The sequence below is a fragment of the Streptomyces sp. BK022 genome, assembly GCF_004217355.1.
Taxonomy (GTDB): domain Bacteria; phylum Actinomycetota; class Actinomycetes; order Streptomycetales; family Streptomycetaceae; genus Streptomyces; species Streptomyces griseoluteus.
On sequence record NZ_SHKU01000001.1, the window covers coordinates 959,701 to 976,862 of the forward strand.

The following is a 17,162-nucleotide window of genomic DNA, read 5'->3' on the forward strand; positions in this document are numbered from 1 at the left end:
GGTGCGGGCGCGGGACCCCTGGCCGACGATGGGCACGAGGCCGCGTCCCGCCGGACGCGGTCGCATCCCGTCGTACGTCGACCGAATCGAGGGAGCGTCGGATGCGAGCGGACGGCCACGCACCCGGACGGCCCGCGCCCGGCGGGCAGGACGCCGACCAGCGCACCACCGGGCAACTCCTGCGCGACGGCGCCCGCGAGGTCGCCGAGGTCGCCGACGGCGTACGCGCCGTCGCCGAACGCACCGCGGACGCGCTGCTCGCCCCACCCCACAGACGCGCCGCCCGCCACCCCCGTACAGGACTCACCGCCCGCTGGACGCTGCTGCGCGCCCTGACGGACCCGCGTGGTCTGGGTGCCCCCGCCGGGGCCGCGCGCAGAAGGATCGCGCGGCTGCTCGGTGCCCGCCGGGGCGGAGAGCCCCTGGCCGCGCTGATGGCCGTCACCTCGCTGCGGCTGCGCCTCGCGGCCGTGCTCACCGGCCACCCCGAACTGGCCCGCGACCCCGGCGCGCGCCGCCTCACCGAGGCCCTCGGCACCAGGGGCGACCGCGAGGCCGTACGCGCCCTGCGCGCCCTCTTCCGGGACCCCGGCGCCCAGCGCGCCCTGGCCGCGCTCACCCCCGTGCTGGACGAACTCCTGCGGGTACGCGCCCTGCTGGACGCCGAGCCCCCCGCGCCCGCGGAACCGGAGACCGGCGGGGACCGGCGCGCCGCCGAGGCCGTCGACCTCACCGACCGGGAGCGGCAGACCCTCGCCACCGAGGGCTCGCTGCTCGGGTTCCTCCGCAACATCGACATCCTCGCCCCCGAGGGCCGTGTCCTCGTGCAGAACGTGCGCGGCCCCGACGGGGTCGTCCGGTACGTCGTCCAGGCCCCCGGCAGCAGTTCCGGCCGGCCCCGCCACGGCTCCCCGCGCGATGTCGTCGGCGCCTGGCGGGAGCAGCTCACCGCCGACTCGCCGTACACCCGCGCGCTGCGGCCCGCGATCGAGGAACACGGCATCCCGCGCGGCGCCGAACTGGCCCTGATCGGGCACGGGGAAGGCGGAACCGCACTGCTCAACCTCGCGCGGGACGCCGGGTTCTGCCGTGCCTACCGGCTCACCCATGTCATCGCGGTCGGCGCTCCTGACCCCGCCGGACGCCCCGCCGACCCCCGCACCTGGGTCGGCCACGTCACCAACGAGCACGACCTCGTCCCGGCCGCCGCCCCCGCCGACCCGCACCCGGGCCGGTACGACGCCCGCTACACCGGACCCACCCGCGCCTTCCCGGAGTCCCACCTGCTGCGCGAGTACATCGGCCATCTGCGTACCGTCGCCCCCGAGGCCCGCGCGCACCTCGACGAGGCACTCACTCCGTACCGGGGCCCGGTCGTGCGCAGCCAGGCGTACCAGCTCAAGGACCCGGCGCACCCGCCCGAGGGCCACCCCTTCCTCACCCTGCCGACCTCCTCGATACCGACGACCACCGGCCCGGTCGGCGTGCCGGTGCGCTACCAGGACTCGGCCGCCGCCCACCTCTGCTTCCCGGTCGACACCGAGGCCGTACGGGCCCTGCTGCCCGACGTGCCCTGGATGCGGCCCAGCGGGATCGGCCGGCGCACCCTCGCCGTGCTCTCGCTGTACGAGCACCGCTGCTCCACCCTCGGCCCGTACACCGAGATCGCGCTGTCCGTGCCGGTGGACGACCTGTGGCGGCCCCACCCGGCCGACTTCGCCACCGATCTGCTGCGCCGTGCCGACCTGCGCCGTACCGGCCGCTACGTCCTCTCCCTCGCCGTCACCACCGAGGAGGCCCGGGTGGCCGCGCGCGAGCTGTGGGGCCAGCCCGCGGTACGGGCCGCCGCCGAGGTCCACCTCACCGGCCCCCGGCTCCGGCTCAGCGCGCCCGGCCTCGGCATCGCCGTGCTCGGCCGCCTCGGTCCCGGCGTGCGCTGCCCCGAGCCGGACTGGGCGCTGTACGGGCGGCGCGGCGACAGCACGGTACGCACCGCGATCCGCACCTCCGGGCGCCCCCGGCTGCACGCCGGGGCCGGGGTGCGCCTCCGGCTGGACACCGCCGCCGCCGAACCCATGGCCGGGCAGCTGCGCAGGCTCGGCATCGACACGGCCCGGCCGCTGTTCGTCGTGGCCTGCCCGCAGTTCATGGTCCACCGCGCGGCGGGCGCCGTCCTGCCGCGCTGAACCTCCGCCACCGGGAGCCGTCATGGTGAGCCACTCCACGCCCGCCCACCCGATCGCCGCCGAACTCCTCGACCGCATAGCCCAGTTGCGCACCGATGCCGATCTGATGGACGGCTACGCCCGCCGCCTCCTCGCCACCGCGGCCGCCCTGAACGGCCGGGTCGCCGCCCCCGAGTGGGGCAGACCCACGCTCGCCCGCCAGGCCGCCGCGTGCCGTACGACCGCTCGCCAACTCCGTCTCGTGGCGGAGATGTTGCTCCGTCAGGGCGGGCCCGGCCGGTCCCGGCCCCGTCGCCGGCCGGCCGCCACCGCCGTGCTCCCGGCCGCCGGCCGGGAATGAGGCGGTGCGTCAAGCACGTTCGGGCATCCGGGTGGTAGCCCGTGGCGTCCTGGGCCGAACGGGTCGTGGCGGCCGGGGGAGTACCCCACAGGTCCGGATAATCACCGCTCATGCAGCTCGTGAACGCAGGTCAAGCGACCCGGCGCGCCCCCGTGGCCGTCACCGGACTCGGACTGGTCACCCCGGCCGGCGTCGGACAGGCGGCCGCCTGGGAGGGCCTGTGCGCCGGGACCTCCACGGCCACCGCCGACCCCGGACTCGACGGCCTGCCCGTGGCGTTCTCCTGCCAGGTGCCCGACCTCGACGCGCCCCGGCTGCTCGGGCACCGCCTCAGCCGCCGGCTGGACCGCTTCACCACCTTCGCCCTGCTCGCCGCCCGCGAGGCCGTCGCCGACGCCGGGCTCACCCCCGGCGACTGGGACGGCCCCCGCATCGGCATCGTCATGGGTGTCGGCACCGGCTCCATGCAGGGCTGGCAGGCCGAGTTCGATCGGCTCGCCGCCCGCGTCCCCGACCGGGTCTCCCCGCTCGCCCTGCCGCGCAGTGTGCCCAACATGGCCGCCGCCGAGATCGCCCTCGACCTCGGTGCCGCGGGCCCCAACCTGGTCGTGTCCACCGCCTGCGCCTCCGGGACCAGCGCCATCGGTCTCGCCCGCGACCTGCTGCTCGCCGGCGCCTGCGACCTCGTCCTGGCCGGCGGCAGCGAGTCCGCCCGGCTGCCGATGACCGCCGCCTGCTTCGCCCAGATGCGTGCCCTGTCCCGCCGCGCCGACGCCCCGCACGAGGCGTCCCGCCCCTTCGACCGCGACCGCGACGGCTTCGTGCTCGGTGAGGGCGCCGCCGTCCTCGTGCTGGAACGCACCGCCGACGCCCGCGCCCGCGCCGCCCGGCCCACCGCCCTGGTCGCCGGCTACGGCGCCTCCTGCGACGCCCACCACTTCACCTCCCCGCACCCCGGCGGCGACGGCGCCGCCCGCGCCATCCGCAGCGCCCTCCTCGACGCCGGGCTCGCCCCCGAGGACATCGACCACGTCAACGCGCACGGCACCTCCACCCCGCAGGGCGACCTCGCCGAGCACAACGCCCTCCACCAGGTCTTCCACCGCCCGCCCCCGGTGACCGCGGTCAAGGGCGCCATCGGGCACGCCATCGGCGGAGCCGGTGCCATCGAGGCCGCCTGCACCGCCCTCACCCTGCGCCACCAGCTCATCCCGCCCACCGCCAACCTGCACACCCAGGACCCGGCCATCGACCTCGACATCGTCGCCAAGGCCCCGCGTCCCACGCCGATGCGCGCCGCCATCAGCAGCTCCTTCGGCTTCGGCGGCCAGAACGCCGTACTGGCCCTCACCGCCGCCGAGTAGTCACCACTCCACCGGGCCCACCCAGCGCCCGTGCCCAGCCGAAAGGTCCCGCCCGTGCCGGAAGTCCCGGAAGCGCCGCAGATCCCGGACCCCGTACCGCCCCCCGGCCAGACGGGGTCCTGGTCCTGGCCGGACGCCGAGCAGATCCTCATCGGGGTCTTCGTCGCCGTCCCCTTCCTCGCGCTCCTCGCCGCCGTCCCGCTGGCCTGGCGCGACGGGCTCAGCCCGGTCGACCTCGCGCTCGCCGCCGTGTTCTACCTGATCAGCGGGCTCGGTATCACCGTCGGGTTCCACCGGTACTTCACCCACGGCTCGTTCAAGGCGCGCCGCCCGCTGCGGATCGCGCTCGCCGTCGCGGGGAGTCTCGCCGTGCAGGGGCCGCTGCTCACCTGGGTCGCCGACCACCGCAAGCACCACCGGTACTCCGACCGCGACGGCGACCCGCACTCGCCGTGGCGGTACGGCCGCACGCCCGGCGCGCTCGCCAAGGGCATGTTCCACGCCCACCTCGGCTGGCTCTTCCACACCGATCACGCCTCCACGGCCCGGTACGCGCCCGACCTGGAACGGGATCCGGCGCTGCGGCTGGTCTCGCGGGGCTTCGGGGTCTTCGTGGTGCTCTCGCTGGCGCTGCCCGCCCTGCTCGGGCTCCTGATCACCGGGACCTGGGCGGGCGCGGCGACGGCGTTCTTCTGGGCCGGGCTGGTGCGGATCTGCCTGGTGCACCATGTGACCTGGTCCATCAACTCCATCTGCCACGCGGCCGGTTCACACCCGTTCCGCAGCCGGGACCGCTCCGGCAACGTGTGGTGGCTGGCGCCGCTGTCGTTGGGCGAGTCCTGGCACAACCTCCACCACGCGGACCCGACCAGCGCCCGGCACGGCGTCCTCACCGGCCAACTCGACGCCAGCGCCCGCCTGATCCGCTGGTTCGAGGGGCTCGGCTGGGCCTACGACGTGCGCTGGCCCGACGCCGGCCGGGTGCGGGCGCGACGCCGCGAAGCCAAAGCGCCGGGATCGGGAACCGGGGCGCGAGAATTGCGGTCTTAGGCACCGTCAACGACCGGGATCGGCCCGGCCGCGTGGAATACGGGGAATCGAGACACATGTCCATCCGCATTCGTACGACTCCGCTGACCGTCGTCGCACTCGCCGCGGGCCTCGCCCTGGCCGCCGTCACCCCGGCGCTCGCGGGCACCGCCTCGACCCCGTCCCGGCCCGCCGCCGCGACCTCCGTCCAGGGCGACCCGCGCAATGTCACCCAGCGGGTCACCGACTTCTACGGCGCCTACATCGACGCCGTGTGGGAGACCGAGGACCCGGCGAGCGGGGCCGGCGCCAAGGCGCTGCGCGACTTCTACCTCTCCGCCGCCGCCCGCAAGAAGGTCACGGCCTGGGAGAAGAAGAACCACGCCGACGGCATCCTCTTCGCGCAGAACGTGCCGGTGAAGTGGAAGGTCGCCTACACCGGCTCCGGCATGGGCCACGCCACCAGCAGGGTCACTTTGACCTGGAGCGACGGCAAGAACCCGGAGGTCACCCGGATCGACGTCCAGTCCGATCTGACGACGCGCAAGATCACGGATCTGAAGCCGGTCAAGTGAGTCCCGTTTCCTCGGGTGTGCGGTGTTTTCGGGGGGTACTCGAATCGCTGTAAAATCCACATAAGGACGTGGAGCCCCTACGCAGGAGGCGCGATCATGACGGAACGTATGCACACCACCATGGAGACGCACCCGGACGTCCTGGAGATGCGGGAGCGCTTCGTGCTCGCGGAGCGGGCGGCCGCGACGCGGCAGGGACAGGCCGTCGAGGCGATGGCCCTGATCACGGGGCTCTACATGGCGGCCTCCCCGTGGATCGCGGGCTTCAACGGCTTCACCACCCTCGCGGTGAACAACCTGATCGCGGGCGTCGCCTACGCCCTGCTGATGAGCGGCTTCGGCCACGCCTACGAGCGCACCCACGCCCGCGCCTGGGCCGCCGCCCTCATCGGCATCTGGATGATCATCGCACCCTGGGTGGTCGCGGGCGACGTCAGCACCACCCGTACGATCATCAGCAACGTCGTGGCCGGAGCGGTGGGCCTGTGCCTCGCCCTGATGGCCACCGCGGCCAACCGGTCCGGCGCCCGCCGGAGCAGCCGGGCGGCGGGGCTGATGGGCCGGTAGCGGGACACACCGGCCGGGATCCGGCGCCGTACGCGGGCCCGGCCGGGCGGTCCGGATCAGATGTTGACGGCTCGCATCCCCGCCTCGTCGTACCGTTCGCCCGAGACGTCGGGCAACTCGGCGTCGATCTGCGAGAGTTCCTCGGGCGTGAGGACGATGTCGACCGCGGCCGCGTTCTGTTCGAGGTAGGAGCGGCGCTTGGTGCCCGGGATGGGGACGATGTGGTCGCCCTGGGCGAGGACCCACGCGAGGGCGAGCTGGGCGGGGGTGACGCCCTTCTTCTCGGCGATCTCCTTGACCTTCGCCGCGAGGCGCAGGTTGGCCTCCAGGTGCTGGTCGGTGAAGCGGGGGCTGTTGCGGCGGTAGTCGTTCTCGTCCAGCTCGTCCGGGGAGGAGAAGCGGCCGGCGAGGAAGCCGCGGCCCAGCGGGGAGTAGGCGACGAAGCCGATACCCAGCTCGCGGCAGGTCGGCAGCACCTCCGCCTCCACGTCCCGCGACCACAGCGAGTACTCGCTCTGCACGGCCGTGATCGGGTGCACCGCGTTGCCCCGGCGCAGCGTCTCCGCGCTCGCCTCGCTCAGCCCGATGTGCCCGATCTTGCCCTCGGCGACCAGCTCGGCCAGCGCGCCGACCGTCTCCTCGATCGGCACGTTCGGGTCGACCCGGTGCTGGTAGTACAGGTCGATGTGGTCGGTGCCGAGCCGCTGGAGCGAGCCCTCCACCGAGGCCCGGACATGCTCGGCCGAGCCGTCCTGGCGGCCCACGCTGGACATGTCGCCGGGTACCGCGTCGTCCATCCGGTAGTTGAACTTGGTGGCCAGCACGTACTCGTCGCGGTGGCCCCGGATCGCCTCGCCGACCAGGGACTCGTTGGTCAGCGGGCCGTACATCTGGGCCGTGTCCAGGAAGTCGATGCCCAGCTCGCGGGCGCGCCGGATGGTCTCCACGCCCTCGTCCTGGTCCGCCGTCCCGTAGAAGGCGGACATTCCCATACAGCCCAGACCGATTGCGGAAACTTGCAGGTCACGCAGACTGCGCTGTCGCATGTGGTGTTCCAGCCTTTCGCACGCGCTCGATCGTCCGTCGGACGACTTCGGGCCCCTTCATCCATCTAGCGACGGATCTGGCCGCCCGGCATCCCGTGGGGGACGCCGGGCACCGGAGCACCTGCGACGCTACGAGCTGAAGCGCGCTCGAAGTCAAGTCACCCGTTCAGGCGGACCGGAAGCTCGAACAGGTCGTTCTGCGTGACCACCGGCTTGTGGCGCAGCTCGGCCGCCGGGACCGCCAGGTCCAGGTGCGGGAAACGGGCGTACAGCGCGGGCAGCGCCACCCCAGCCTCCAGCCGCGACAGGGCGGCGCCGGGGCAGACGTGGGGGCCGTGGCCGAAGGAGATGTGCCGGTTCCCGCTCTCCCGCGTGATGTCGAACTCCCCGGCGCTCGGCCCGTGCGCCTCCTCGTCCCGGCCGAGCGCGCCGTACGACACGATCAGCGCGTCCCCGGCCGGGATCACCCGGTCGCCGACCGGTACGTCCTCGGTGGCGAAGCGGATCAGCACGTGCGAGGTCGGGGTGGACCAGCGCAGCGTCTCCTCCACCACCGCCGACCAGTCCGCCTTCCCGGACAGCACCAGCTCCCGCTGGCCGGGATGGGTGGAGAGGTTGACGACCGCGTTGACGATCAGGGAGATCGTCGTCTCGTGTCCGGCCGCGATCATCAACTGCAGGGTGGCGACGATCTCCTCGTCCGTGAGGTGGTCGCCGTCCGCCGACGCCAGGATCAGCGCGCTGGTGAGGTCGTCCCCCGGCTCGGCACGCTTCGCCGCGACGGTCGCCGCCATCATCCCGGCCAGCTCGGTTAGGGTGGCGATGACCTCGGCGGGCGGTGTCTGGGTGGAGAAGAACTTCTCGAACAGCACCTTCAGCCGGGGCAGCAGCGCCTCGTCGATGCCCATCAGCTCGGCCACCACGTACATCGGCAGCGGGTAGGCGAAGGCGGCCTTCAGGTCGACCACCCCGCCGTCGGCGGGCAGCGCGTCCAGCAGCTCCCGGGTGAGCTCGCCGATCCGCTCCCGCATCAGCTCCACCCGGCGCGGGGTGAGCGCCTGGGCCACCAGCGTGCGCATCCGCCGGTGGTCCGGGCCGTCCACGGTGAGCATCGAACGGCCCGGATTGGCCAGCCCGATCAGCGGCCAGTCCGCGGGTATCTCGCCGCGCCGCCAGGCGCCCCACACATTGATGTCCTTCACCAGGCGCGGGTCGGTCAGCAGCGCCTTGGCCTCGGCGTGCCGGGTGACGGCCCACACCGGCACCCCGCCGGGCAGCTCCACGGCCGCCAGCGGTCCGGCCGCGCGCAGGGCCGCGCTCTCGCCGTCCAGATCGGTGACGAAGGGGTCGAGGGCGATACGGGAAATCCCGGTACCGGTGGTCATCGTGACGTGCCTCCCAGGGCAGGGGTCGAAGTGAACCGCACGGGCAGCTCGGTCAGCCCGCGCAGCCACGGCGAGGGCCGGCGGGTGAGGGACCCGGCGGGCACCGCCAGGTCGATGTCCGGCAGCCGGTCGAGGACGACCTCGATGCCGGTACGCGCGATGACCTCGGCGACCTCCTGCGCCGGGAACGGGCAGCGGTGCTCGCCGTGCCCGAAGGAGAAGTGCGCGTTGTTGCCGCCGGTCAGCGCGGAGGCGTCGGTACGCACCTGGGGGTCGGAGTTGGCGCCCTGGAGACCGAGCAGCAGCAGGTCACCGGCGCGGACCCGGCGCCCGCCGAGGTGGGTGTCGCGCGCGGCCCAGCGGCCCGCCACGTTCTGGGTGGGCGTGTCCTCCCACAGCACCTCGTTCATCGCCTCCGCGACACTGTTCCGGCCGCCGAACAGGGAGGCCGCGAACCGGTCGTCGGTCAGCATCAGCCGCAGCGAGTTGCCGATCCAGTCGGCGGTCGGCTGGTGTCCGGCCGCCATCATCACCATCAGGTCCTGGACGATCTCCTCGCCCGTGAACCCGCTGTCGTCGGCGAGCATCCGCGAGACCACGTCGTCGGCGGGCTTCTCGGTACGGTCGGCGACCAGCCGGGCCATGGAGGAGGCCAGGTGGGACTGCCCGGCCAGCGCCCGCTCCCGGCCGTCGATCATGTCGTTGAGCGCGGTCACCAGCCCCGGCCCCTCGTCGTCCGGGAAGCCGTAGAGGTGCGCGAGGACCCGTACCGGCAGCAGGGACGAGTACTGGGCGACGAGGTCGGCCTCGCCGGAGAGGCAGACGGTGTCGATCAGCTCGTCCGCGAACCGTTCGGCCTGGCGCCGGAGTTCGAAGGGGTCCACCGACTCCAGCGCGTTGCTGATCATCGCGGCGCGCTGCCGGTGCCGTTCCCCGACCGTGTAGAGGATGGAGGGCTGGCGGTGCCCGATCATCGGCAGCAGCGGCCAGTCCTCCGGGATGTTCTCCCACTGGTTCCACAGCTCGGAGTCCCGGCTGAACAGCGCCGGATCACCGGTCACCTGATGCAGCTCGCGGTAGCCCAGCACCAGCCACGCCGGGATGCCGCCGTCCAGCTCCACCGGGACGACGGACCCGTGGTCGCGCCGCATCTCCCGGTACAGGCAGCCGGGTTCGGTCTGGAAGCGGGGTCCGCCGAGCGGAACGGCCTCGGACATCACACCAGTTCCCCTCTGACCCCGGCGGCCGTGGCGTACCGGGCCTGCACATGGCGGACCAGGGTGATCAGGACCTCCTTGACCGACTCGCGCGACCGCGCGTCGCAGTCGACGAGCGGGACGTCCGGGTCGAGGTCCAGCGCCGCGCGAACGTCCGCGCCCGCGCGCACCGGGCCGCCGAAGTCGTTGCAGGCCACGATGAACGGCGTGCCGTGGTGTTCCAGGCGGTCGATGGCGTACCAGGAGTCGTCGATGCGCCGGGTGTCGACCAGGACGACCGCGCCGAGCGTGCCGGAGAACAGCCGGTCCCACAGGAACCAGAACCGCTCCTGGCCGGGCGCGCCGAACAGGTACAGCACGTTGTGCGCGTCCAGCGTGATGCGGCCGAAGTCGAAGGCGACGGTGGTGGCCGTCTTGGTGCCGACGTGCGCGATGTCGTCCACCGACTCGCCCGCCTGCGTCATCGTCTCCTCGGTGTTGAGGGGACGGATCTCGCTGACCGAGCGGACCAGCGTGGTCTTGCCGACGCCGAAGCCGCCCACGACGACGATCTTCAGACCGTTGTCGGCGGAGGCACCCAACGGGGTGCGCGCGTCAGAGATTGCGGAGTCCAACGAGCACCTGCTCCAGGATGTCGGGGTCGGTGATGGCGGGGCGGCGCGGATGACGGGCGCTGACATGGCCGGTGGCCAGCAGGTCGGACAGCAGCACCTTGGTGATGCTGACGGGCAGGCGCAGCTCGGCGGCGATCTCCACCACCGAGGTGGGGAACTCCGCCAGCCGCAGGATGGCCACGTGCTCGGACTGCATGCCGGTGGCCGCCGCCGACTCGGCGACGATCAGCGTGACCAGGTCCAGCGTGCTGCCGGCGCCGGCCCCGGTCCGTCCCCGCGTGATGGTGTAGAGACGGTCGGGAGCGTCGTCCCTGCCCGGACGGCTCATGAGGAGCGGGGCGGCGCGGTCAGGTGCTCGCCGAGCTGCTCCACCAGTTCGCTCATCGTGTGGCCGACCACGCCGGGGTCCGCGTCCTCGCTGGTCACCACGGCCAGATGGGCGCCCTCGCCGGCCTCGACGATGAACAGCACCCCGCCGTAGAACTCGGCCATCGCCGAGCGGACGCCGCCGCTGCCGTCGCCGAACTCCACGGACGCCCCGTGCGACAGCGACTGGATGCCGGCGGCGATGGCGGCGAGCTGGTCCGCCTGGTCGACGGACAACTCCGGGGTACGGCACAGCTTGAGGCCGTCGCGGGAGAGGACGAGCGCGTGCCGGGCGCCCGGAGTCTTCTCCAGCAGGCCCTCGAGGAGCCAGGTGAGCGTGTCGTCCGCGGTGGTCGGGCCGGTCATGAAGTGGTGTCGCCTTCCAGGTGCGTGTGCGGTTGCGTCGGGGGATGGGAGACAGCGGGGGTGTCGGCCGGGCCGCCTTCGCGCGGTTCCTCGGACCGGGTGTGCGGTGCCTCGCCCTCGGGGGTCCTGCCGGGGCGTACCGCGTTGCGGAAGCTGCTGAAGCGGGCCGCGCGGACCTTGGCCTCGTCGGGGCCGGGCGCGGGCCGTCCGGTGTCGTCCCGCCCGGCCGACCGGGACCGCTCGGCCTCGGCCAGCGTCCGGCCGCGCCGCCGCTTGGGCAGACCGCCCACCTCCTCGGCTGGCGGCGCCGGGGTCTCGCGCACCCGGGCGGGCGGCGCGGCGGGACGCTCGGGCTCCGGCGCGGGGGCGGCCGGGGCGGCGGGCGCCGGGCTGGTGAGGATCTCCTGCGGTACGAGCATCAGTACCCCGGTGCCGCCGCGCGCCGAGGGCCGGAACGACACCTTCAGCCCGTACTTCCGGGCCAGCCTGCCGACCACCGCGAGCCCGAGCCGGGTGCCGGTCAGACCGCCCAGTCCGGAGATGTCACCGGTCACCGCCTTCTCGGCGCGCCGCAGTTGGACGTCGCCCATCACCAGGCCGCTGTCCTCCACCGAGACGATGACCCCGGCCGGGACCTCCTCGACGTAGACATGGACCTCGGCGGTGGGCGGCGAGAAGTTCGTGGCGTTGTCCAGGAGTTCCGCGAGTGCGTGCATCACGCCCTCGGCCGCGTGCCCGGCGACGGCGATCTCGCTGACGGAGTGCACCCGCACCCGGCGGTAGCCGCCGATCCGGCCCATGGCACCGCGCAGGATGGACTCCATCGCGATGGGCCGCGCCCAGCGCCGCCCCGAACGCGCCCCGGTCAGCACGGCGATGGAGTCCGCCAGCCGGCCCGCCTGCGCGGTGCGGTGGTCCAGGTGCAGCAGGTCGGCGAGCACGTCCTCGTCGCTGTGCCGCTCCTCCATCGCCCGCAGGTCGGCCAGGGTGGCCGTGGCCAACGCCTGCATCCGGCCCGCCGTGTTGGACGTGGCCGACACGGCCGCCGCCCGCTCGCGCCGGGCCTTCTCCAGCTCGCCGGAGAGCCGCAGCACCTCACGGCGCAGCCGGTCCGCCTCGCGCGCGCCCTCCTTCTCGACCCTGGTCTGCTCGGCACTGAACTCGGCCCGCTGTGCCGCCAGTTCGTCGATGAGCCGCTGCTGTTCCCGCCGCGTCTCCTCGGTCGCCGAGGTCCGCTCCCGCTGCAGCCGCTCCACGTCGGCCAGCGCGCTCGCAAGCCGCAGCCGGGCCCGGTGGGCGGAACCCCGGGCATGCGCGGCCACGGTCACCGCGACACAGAGCACGACCGCCGCCGGACCCCCGGCCCACAGCAGCGCGTCGTGCGCCGAACGCGGGGCCGCCGCCAGGGCCGCGCCGAGCGCGAGCGCCGACAGGACGGCGGACGCGGCCAGGGCGAGGGCGGGCGTACGGAGGGCTGGGCGGTCGCCGGGGGGAGTGGGCGCGGTCATCGGTCCGGTCTGGTCCTCGCGGAAATCGGGGGTGGTCGGGAGACGAGAAACGACAAGAAACAGCGTCTTGGGTGAACCGGCGGTCACTATACGAGAGTTGATGATCAAAATGGAAAGAAAGCAGCGGCCTTCCATGAAGTGGACGTGCAAATGGTGGTGTTGGCCGCAATCCGGGCGGTGACGGCTTATCGACCGAAGCCGTGGATCTTGACTCCCGGTTCCCGGCCCGCTGGACTGTGACCGCCCGCCCCGGCGGGCCGTCGGCGAAGGGGGAGCGGCACGTGGCGGGGGAAGCGGGGGCGTGGAGCCTCCTCGTGCGCGCGGCCCGGTTCACCGGCCGCACCCTGCGCGGCGAATGGCACGCCATGGTGGTGGACCCGGTACGCCGCCTCGCGCACCGCGGACTGTCCGGGCTGCTCCTCGCCTTCGTGGCCGCGTCCGGCGTCATCTTCTTCCACGACCTGGCCCAGCACCCCGCCGGCGCCACGTGGGTCCGGCGGCTCGGCGGCGTCACGGCCGACCTCCCCCTCTGGCTCTCCCTGCTCCGCACCCCCGTCTCGCTGTACGTCCCCGCGCTCGACCTGCCGGTGTGGGCGGGCATCACCCAGCTGTTCCTGGCCTTCGCCCTGGCCGAACTGGTCCTCGGCCGCGCCCGCACCCTGGTCATCGCCCATGCCACCACCCTGGCCGGCACCCTCACCGCGCGGCTGATGATCGAGCTGGGGCCCGGCCCGTGGGGGCTCGGGCTGCCCGCCGGGTACAGAGCCGTCCTCGACACCGGCCCCTCGGCGGCAGTGGTGGGCCTGTTCACCTATCTGGCCGTCATCCGGCGCGCCCCCGTGGTTTTCACCCTGACAGGCGGATCGATGGTGTGGGAGTCCATCGCCGTACCCAACCTCGCCGGGCGCGAGCACCTCGTCGCCGTGTCCGCCGCGATCGCCCTCGCCCTGCTGCGCGGCCGCCGCCTCCGCCTGCCCCACGCCCGAAGGCACCGGCCCGGACCGGTGCCCGCGGCCGCGGCCCCGCCCAGGACTTCCGTGCCGCACCCCCGCGCCTCGGCCGTACGCCCCACCGACCCGACGCGCGCACGTCAATGTGACGGTTTTCGCACTTCGACCGGGGCGCGCACCCCCTAGTGTTTCGGCGGAGTACGGGGGCAGTACGTGGCTGACACCATGGTGTTCGTCGCCGGCAGGCTGAAGGGAATCCCAGATGTTCCGCAAGGTGCTGGTAGCCAACCGCGGAGAGATCGCCATCCGCGCGTTCCGGGCGGGCTACGAACTCGGCGCGCGCACGGTGGCCGTCTTCCCCCACGAGGACCGCAACTCGCTGCACCGGCTCAAGGCCGACGAGGCGTACGAGATCGGCGAGCCCGGTCACCCCGTACGCGCCTATCTCTCCGTCGACGAGATCGTGACCGCCGCCCGCCGCGCCGGTGCCGACGCCGTGTACCCCGGCTACGGCTTCCTGTCGGAGAACCCCGACCTGGCCCGCGCCTGCGAGGAGGCCGGGATCACCTTCGTCGGCCCCAGCGCCGACACCCTCGAACTCACCGGCAACAAGGCCAGCGCGGTCGCCGCCGCGCGTGCGGCCGGGGTGCCCGTGCTCGGCTCCTCCGCACCCTCCAACGACGTGGACGAACTGGTGCGCGCCGCCGACGAGATCGGCTTCCCCCTCTTCGTGAAGGCGGTCGCGGGCGGCGGCGGCCGGGGCATGCGCCGGGTCGAGGAGCCGGCGCAGCTCCGCGAGTCCATCGAGGCCGCCTCCCGCGAGGCCGCGTCCGCCTTCGGCGACCCGACCGTCTTCCTGGAGAAGGCCGTCGTGGACCCCCGCCACATCGAGGTGCAGATCCTCGCCGACGGCGAGGGCGACGTGATCCACCTCTACGAGCGCGACTGCTCGCTCCAGCGGCGTCACCAGAAGGTCATCGAGCTGGCGCCCGCCCCCAACCTCGACCCCGCGCTGCGGGACCGGATCTGCGCCGACGCCGTGCGCTTCGCCCGCGAGATCGGCTACCGCAACGCGGGCACCGTGGAGTTCCTCCTCGACCGGGACGGCAACCACGTCTTCATCGAGATGAACCCCCGCATCCAGGTCGAGCACACGGTCACCGAGGAGGTCACCGACGTCGACCTCGTCCAGGCCCAGATGCGCATCGCCGGCGGGGAGACCCTGGCCGACCTCGGGCTCTCCCAGGACCGCGTCACCCTGCGCGGCGCCGCCCTCCAGTGCCGGATCACCACCGAGGACCCCGCCAACGGGTTCCGCCCGGACACCGGACTGATCAGCGCGTACCGCTCACCCGGCGGCTCCGGTATCCGGCTCGACGGCGGAACCACCCACGCCGGCACCGAGATCAGCGCCCACTTCGACTCCATGCTGGTCAAACTCACCTGCCGGGGACGGGACTTCCAGGCCGCCGTGGGCCGCGCCCGGCGCGCGGTCGCCGAGTTCCGCATCCGGGGCGTGGCCACCAACATCCCCTTCCTGCAGGCCGTGCTGGACGACCCCGACTTCCGTGCCGGGCGCGTCACCACCTCGTTCATCGAGGAGCGTCCGTACCTGCTGACGTCCCGTCACTCGGCCGACCGGGGCACCAAGCTGCTCACCTACCTGGCCGACGTCACCGTCAACAAGCCGCACGGCGAGCGCCCCGAACTCCTCGACCCGGTCGCCAAGTTGCCCGTCCTCCCGGCGGGCGAGCCCCCGGCCGGCTCCCGGCAGCGACTGGTCCACCTCGGACCCGAGGGCTTCGCCCGCGAACTGCGCGAATCCCCGGCGCTCGGCGTCACCGACACCACCTTCCGCGACGCCCACCAGTCGCTGCTGGCCACCCGCGTGCGCACCAAGGACCTGCTCGCGGTCGCCCCCGTCGTCGCCCGCACGCTGCCCGAACTGCTCTCCCTGGAGTGCTGGGGCGGCGCCACCTACGACGTCGCGCTGCGCTTCCTCGCGGAGGACCCCTGGGAGCGGCTGGCCGCGCTGCGCGAGGCGGTGCCCAACATCTGCCTCCAGATGCTGCTGCGTGGCCGGAACACCGTCGGGTACACCCCGTACCCCACCGAGGTCACCGACGCCTTCGTACGGGAGGCCGCCGCCACCGGCGTCGACATCTTCCGCATCTTCGACGCGCTCAACGACGTCGACCAGATGCGGCCCGCCATCGACGCCGTACGGGAGACCGGCACGGCCGTCGCCGAGGTCGCGCTCTGCTACACCGCCGACCTCAGCGACCCGGCCGAGCGGCTCTACACACTCGACTACTACCTGAGGCTGGCCGAGCGGATCGTCGACGCCGGCGCCCATGTCCTCGCCATCAAGGACATGGCCGGCCTGCTGCGGGCCCCCGCCGCCGCGAAGCTGGTCACCGCGCTGCGCGGCGAGTTCGGGCTGCCGGTGCATCTGCACACCCACGACACCGCGGGCGGCCAGCTCGCCACCTACCTCGCCGCGATCCAGGCGGGCGTCGACGCGGTGGACGGCGCGGTCGCCTCCATGGCCGGAACGACCTCACAGCCCTCGCTCTCCGCCCTGGTCGCCGCCACCGACCACTCCGAGCGCCCCACCGGCCTCAGCCTCCACGCGGTCGAGGAGCTGGAGCCGTACTGGGAGGGCGTGCGCAAGATCTACGCCCCCTTCGAGGCCGGCCTCGCCTCCCCGACCGGCCGGGTCTACCACCACGAGATTCCCGGCGGCCAGCTCTCCAACCTGCGCACCCAGGCCGTCGCGCTCGGCCTCGGCGACCGCTTCGAGGAGATCGAGGCGATGTACGCGGCCGCCGACCGCATCCTGGGCCGCCTGGTCAAGGTCACCCCGTCCTCCAAGGTGGTCGGCGACCTCGCCCTGCACCTGGTGGGCGCGGGCGTGTCGCCGGACGACTTCGAGGCCGACCCGGACCGCTTCGACATCCCTGACTCGGTGATCGGCTTCCTCCGCGGCGAGCTGGGCACCCCGCCCGGCGGCTGGCCGGAGCCGTTCCGCACCAAGGCGCTGCGCGGCCGCGCCGAGGCCAAGCCGGTGCGGGAGCTGTCCGCGGAGGACCGCGAGGGGCTGGAGAAGGACCCGAAGCCCACGCTGAACCGCCTGCTGTTCCCCGGCCCGACCGGCGAGTTCGACACCCATCGGCAGGCGTACGGCGACACCAGCGTCCTGGACAGCAAGTCCTTCTTCTACGGCCTGCGCCCGGCCAAGGAGTACGCCGTCGACCTGGAGCCCGGTGTGCGGCTGCTGATCGAGCTGCAGGCGGTCGGCGAGGCGGACGAGCGCGGAATGCGCACGGTGATGTCCACCCTCAACGGCCAGCTCCGGCCGATCCAGGTCCGCGACCGCTCGGCCGCGACCGACGTGCCGGTGACGGAGAAGGCCGACCGCTCGAACCCCGGCCAGGTGGCGGCGCCGTTCGCCGGCGTGGTGACGCTCGCGGTGGAGGAGGGCGCCGAGGTGGCCGCCGGGGAGACCGTGGCCACCATCGAGGCGATGAAGATGGAGGCGACGATCACCGCGCCGAAGGCGGGCCGGGTCTCCCGGCTGGCGATCAACCGCATCCAGCAGGTGGAGGGCGGAGACCTGCTGGTCGAGCTGGCCTGAGCCGCGCGCGTC

15 protein-coding genes are annotated in these 17,162 nt (G+C 73.5%); 8 read left to right on the top strand and 7 right to left on the bottom strand.

Annotated elements, in window-relative coordinates:
- Window positions 1-101: 101 nt before the first annotated feature.
- From EV284_RS04425 to EV284_RS04450, 6 genes are all read left to right on the top strand, one after another.
- Window positions 102-2,186, top strand: coding sequence for an acetoacetate decarboxylase family protein (locus EV284_RS04425; protein WP_130330393.1), 2,085 nt, complete (start codon window positions 102-104; stop codon window positions 2,184-2,186).
- A gap of 22 nt (window positions 2,187-2,208) precedes the next feature.
- Entirely contained in the window at window positions 2,209-2,526 is a 318-nt protein-coding gene (locus tag EV284_RS04430; protein WP_130330395.1) for a hypothetical protein, read from the top strand.
- Window positions 2,527-2,636: 110 nt separating this feature from the next.
- Window positions 2,637-3,890 (top strand): beta-ketoacyl-[acyl-carrier-protein] synthase family protein, encoded by a 1,254-nt coding sequence (locus EV284_RS04435; protein WP_130330397.1) that lies wholly within the window; start codon window positions 2,637-2,639, stop codon window positions 3,888-3,890.
- A gap of 81 nt (window positions 3,891-3,971) precedes the next feature.
- Entirely contained in the window at window positions 3,972-4,940 is a 969-nt protein-coding gene (locus tag EV284_RS04440; protein WP_242625604.1) for an acyl-CoA desaturase, read from the top strand.
- A 56-nt stretch (window positions 4,941-4,996) separates the two neighbouring features.
- Window positions 4,997-5,494 carry a hypothetical protein gene (locus EV284_RS04445; protein WP_130330399.1) on the top strand — a complete coding sequence of 166 codons (498 nt, stop codon included), beginning with the start codon at window positions 4,997-4,999 and terminating at the stop codon, window positions 5,492-5,494.
- 96 nt (window positions 5,495-5,590) lie between these two features.
- Window positions 5,591-6,061 carry an SPW repeat protein gene (locus EV284_RS04450; RefSeq protein WP_207228903.1) on the top strand — a complete coding sequence of 157 codons (471 nt, stop codon included), beginning with the start codon at window positions 5,591-5,593 and terminating at the stop codon, window positions 6,059-6,061.
- A 56-nt stretch (window positions 6,062-6,117) separates the two neighbouring features.
- Here EV284_RS04450 and EV284_RS04455 read toward each other — a convergent pair whose 3' ends face one another.
- From EV284_RS04455 to EV284_RS04485, 7 genes are all read right to left on the bottom strand, one after another.
- A complete protein-coding gene (locus EV284_RS04455; protein ID WP_130330401.1) occupies window positions 6,118-7,107 on the bottom strand; it encodes an aldo/keto reductase in 990 nt (329 codons plus the stop codon).
- A 158-nt stretch (window positions 7,108-7,265) separates the two neighbouring features.
- Window positions 7,266-8,492, bottom strand: coding sequence for a cytochrome P450 (locus EV284_RS04460; RefSeq protein WP_130330403.1), 1,227 nt, complete (start codon window positions 8,490-8,492; stop codon window positions 7,266-7,268).
- Window positions 8,489-9,709, bottom strand: a complete 1,221-nt coding sequence (locus EV284_RS04465; RefSeq protein ID WP_130330405.1) for a cytochrome P450 — start codon at window positions 9,707-9,709, stop codon at window positions 8,489-8,491. Before EV284_RS04465 ends, EV284_RS04460 begins: the two co-directional genes overlap by 4 nt.
- Window positions 9,709-10,290: an ATP/GTP-binding protein gene (locus EV284_RS04470; protein ID WP_130331096.1), complete on the bottom strand. Its 582-nt coding sequence runs from the start codon at window positions 10,288-10,290 to the stop codon at window positions 9,709-9,711. Before EV284_RS04470 ends, EV284_RS04465 begins: the two co-directional genes overlap by 1 nt.
- 13 nt (window positions 10,291-10,303) lie before the next feature.
- A complete protein-coding gene (locus EV284_RS04475) occupies window positions 10,304-10,651 on the bottom strand; it encodes a DUF742 domain-containing protein (RefSeq protein WP_130330407.1) in 348 nt (115 codons plus the stop codon).
- Entirely contained in the window at window positions 10,648-11,055 is a 408-nt protein-coding gene (locus EV284_RS04480) for a roadblock/LC7 domain-containing protein (RefSeq protein WP_030813062.1), read from the bottom strand. The genes EV284_RS04475 and EV284_RS04480 overlap by 4 nt, the downstream gene beginning before the upstream one ends.
- Window positions 11,052-12,563 carry an ATP-binding protein gene (locus EV284_RS04485; protein WP_130330409.1) on the bottom strand — a complete coding sequence of 504 codons (1,512 nt, stop codon included), beginning with the start codon at window positions 12,561-12,563 and terminating at the stop codon, window positions 11,052-11,054. Before EV284_RS04485 ends, EV284_RS04480 begins: the two co-directional genes overlap by 4 nt.
- 365 nt (window positions 12,564-12,928) lie before the next feature.
- Here EV284_RS04485 and EV284_RS04490 point away from each other — a divergent pair, with 365 nt between their 5' ends.
- Both EV284_RS04490 and EV284_RS04495 read left to right on the top strand, forming a co-directional pair.
- Window positions 12,929-13,699 carry a hypothetical protein gene (locus EV284_RS04490; protein WP_242625605.1) on the top strand — a complete coding sequence of 257 codons (771 nt, stop codon included), beginning with the start codon at window positions 12,929-12,931 and terminating at the stop codon, window positions 13,697-13,699.
- Window positions 13,700-13,775: 76 nt separating this feature from the next.
- Window positions 13,776-17,150 carry a pyruvate carboxylase gene (locus EV284_RS04495; protein WP_130330411.1) on the top strand — a complete coding sequence of 1,125 codons (3,375 nt, stop codon included), beginning with the start codon at window positions 13,776-13,778 and terminating at the stop codon, window positions 17,148-17,150.
- The last annotated feature ends 12 nt before the right edge of the window (window positions 17,151-17,162 follow it).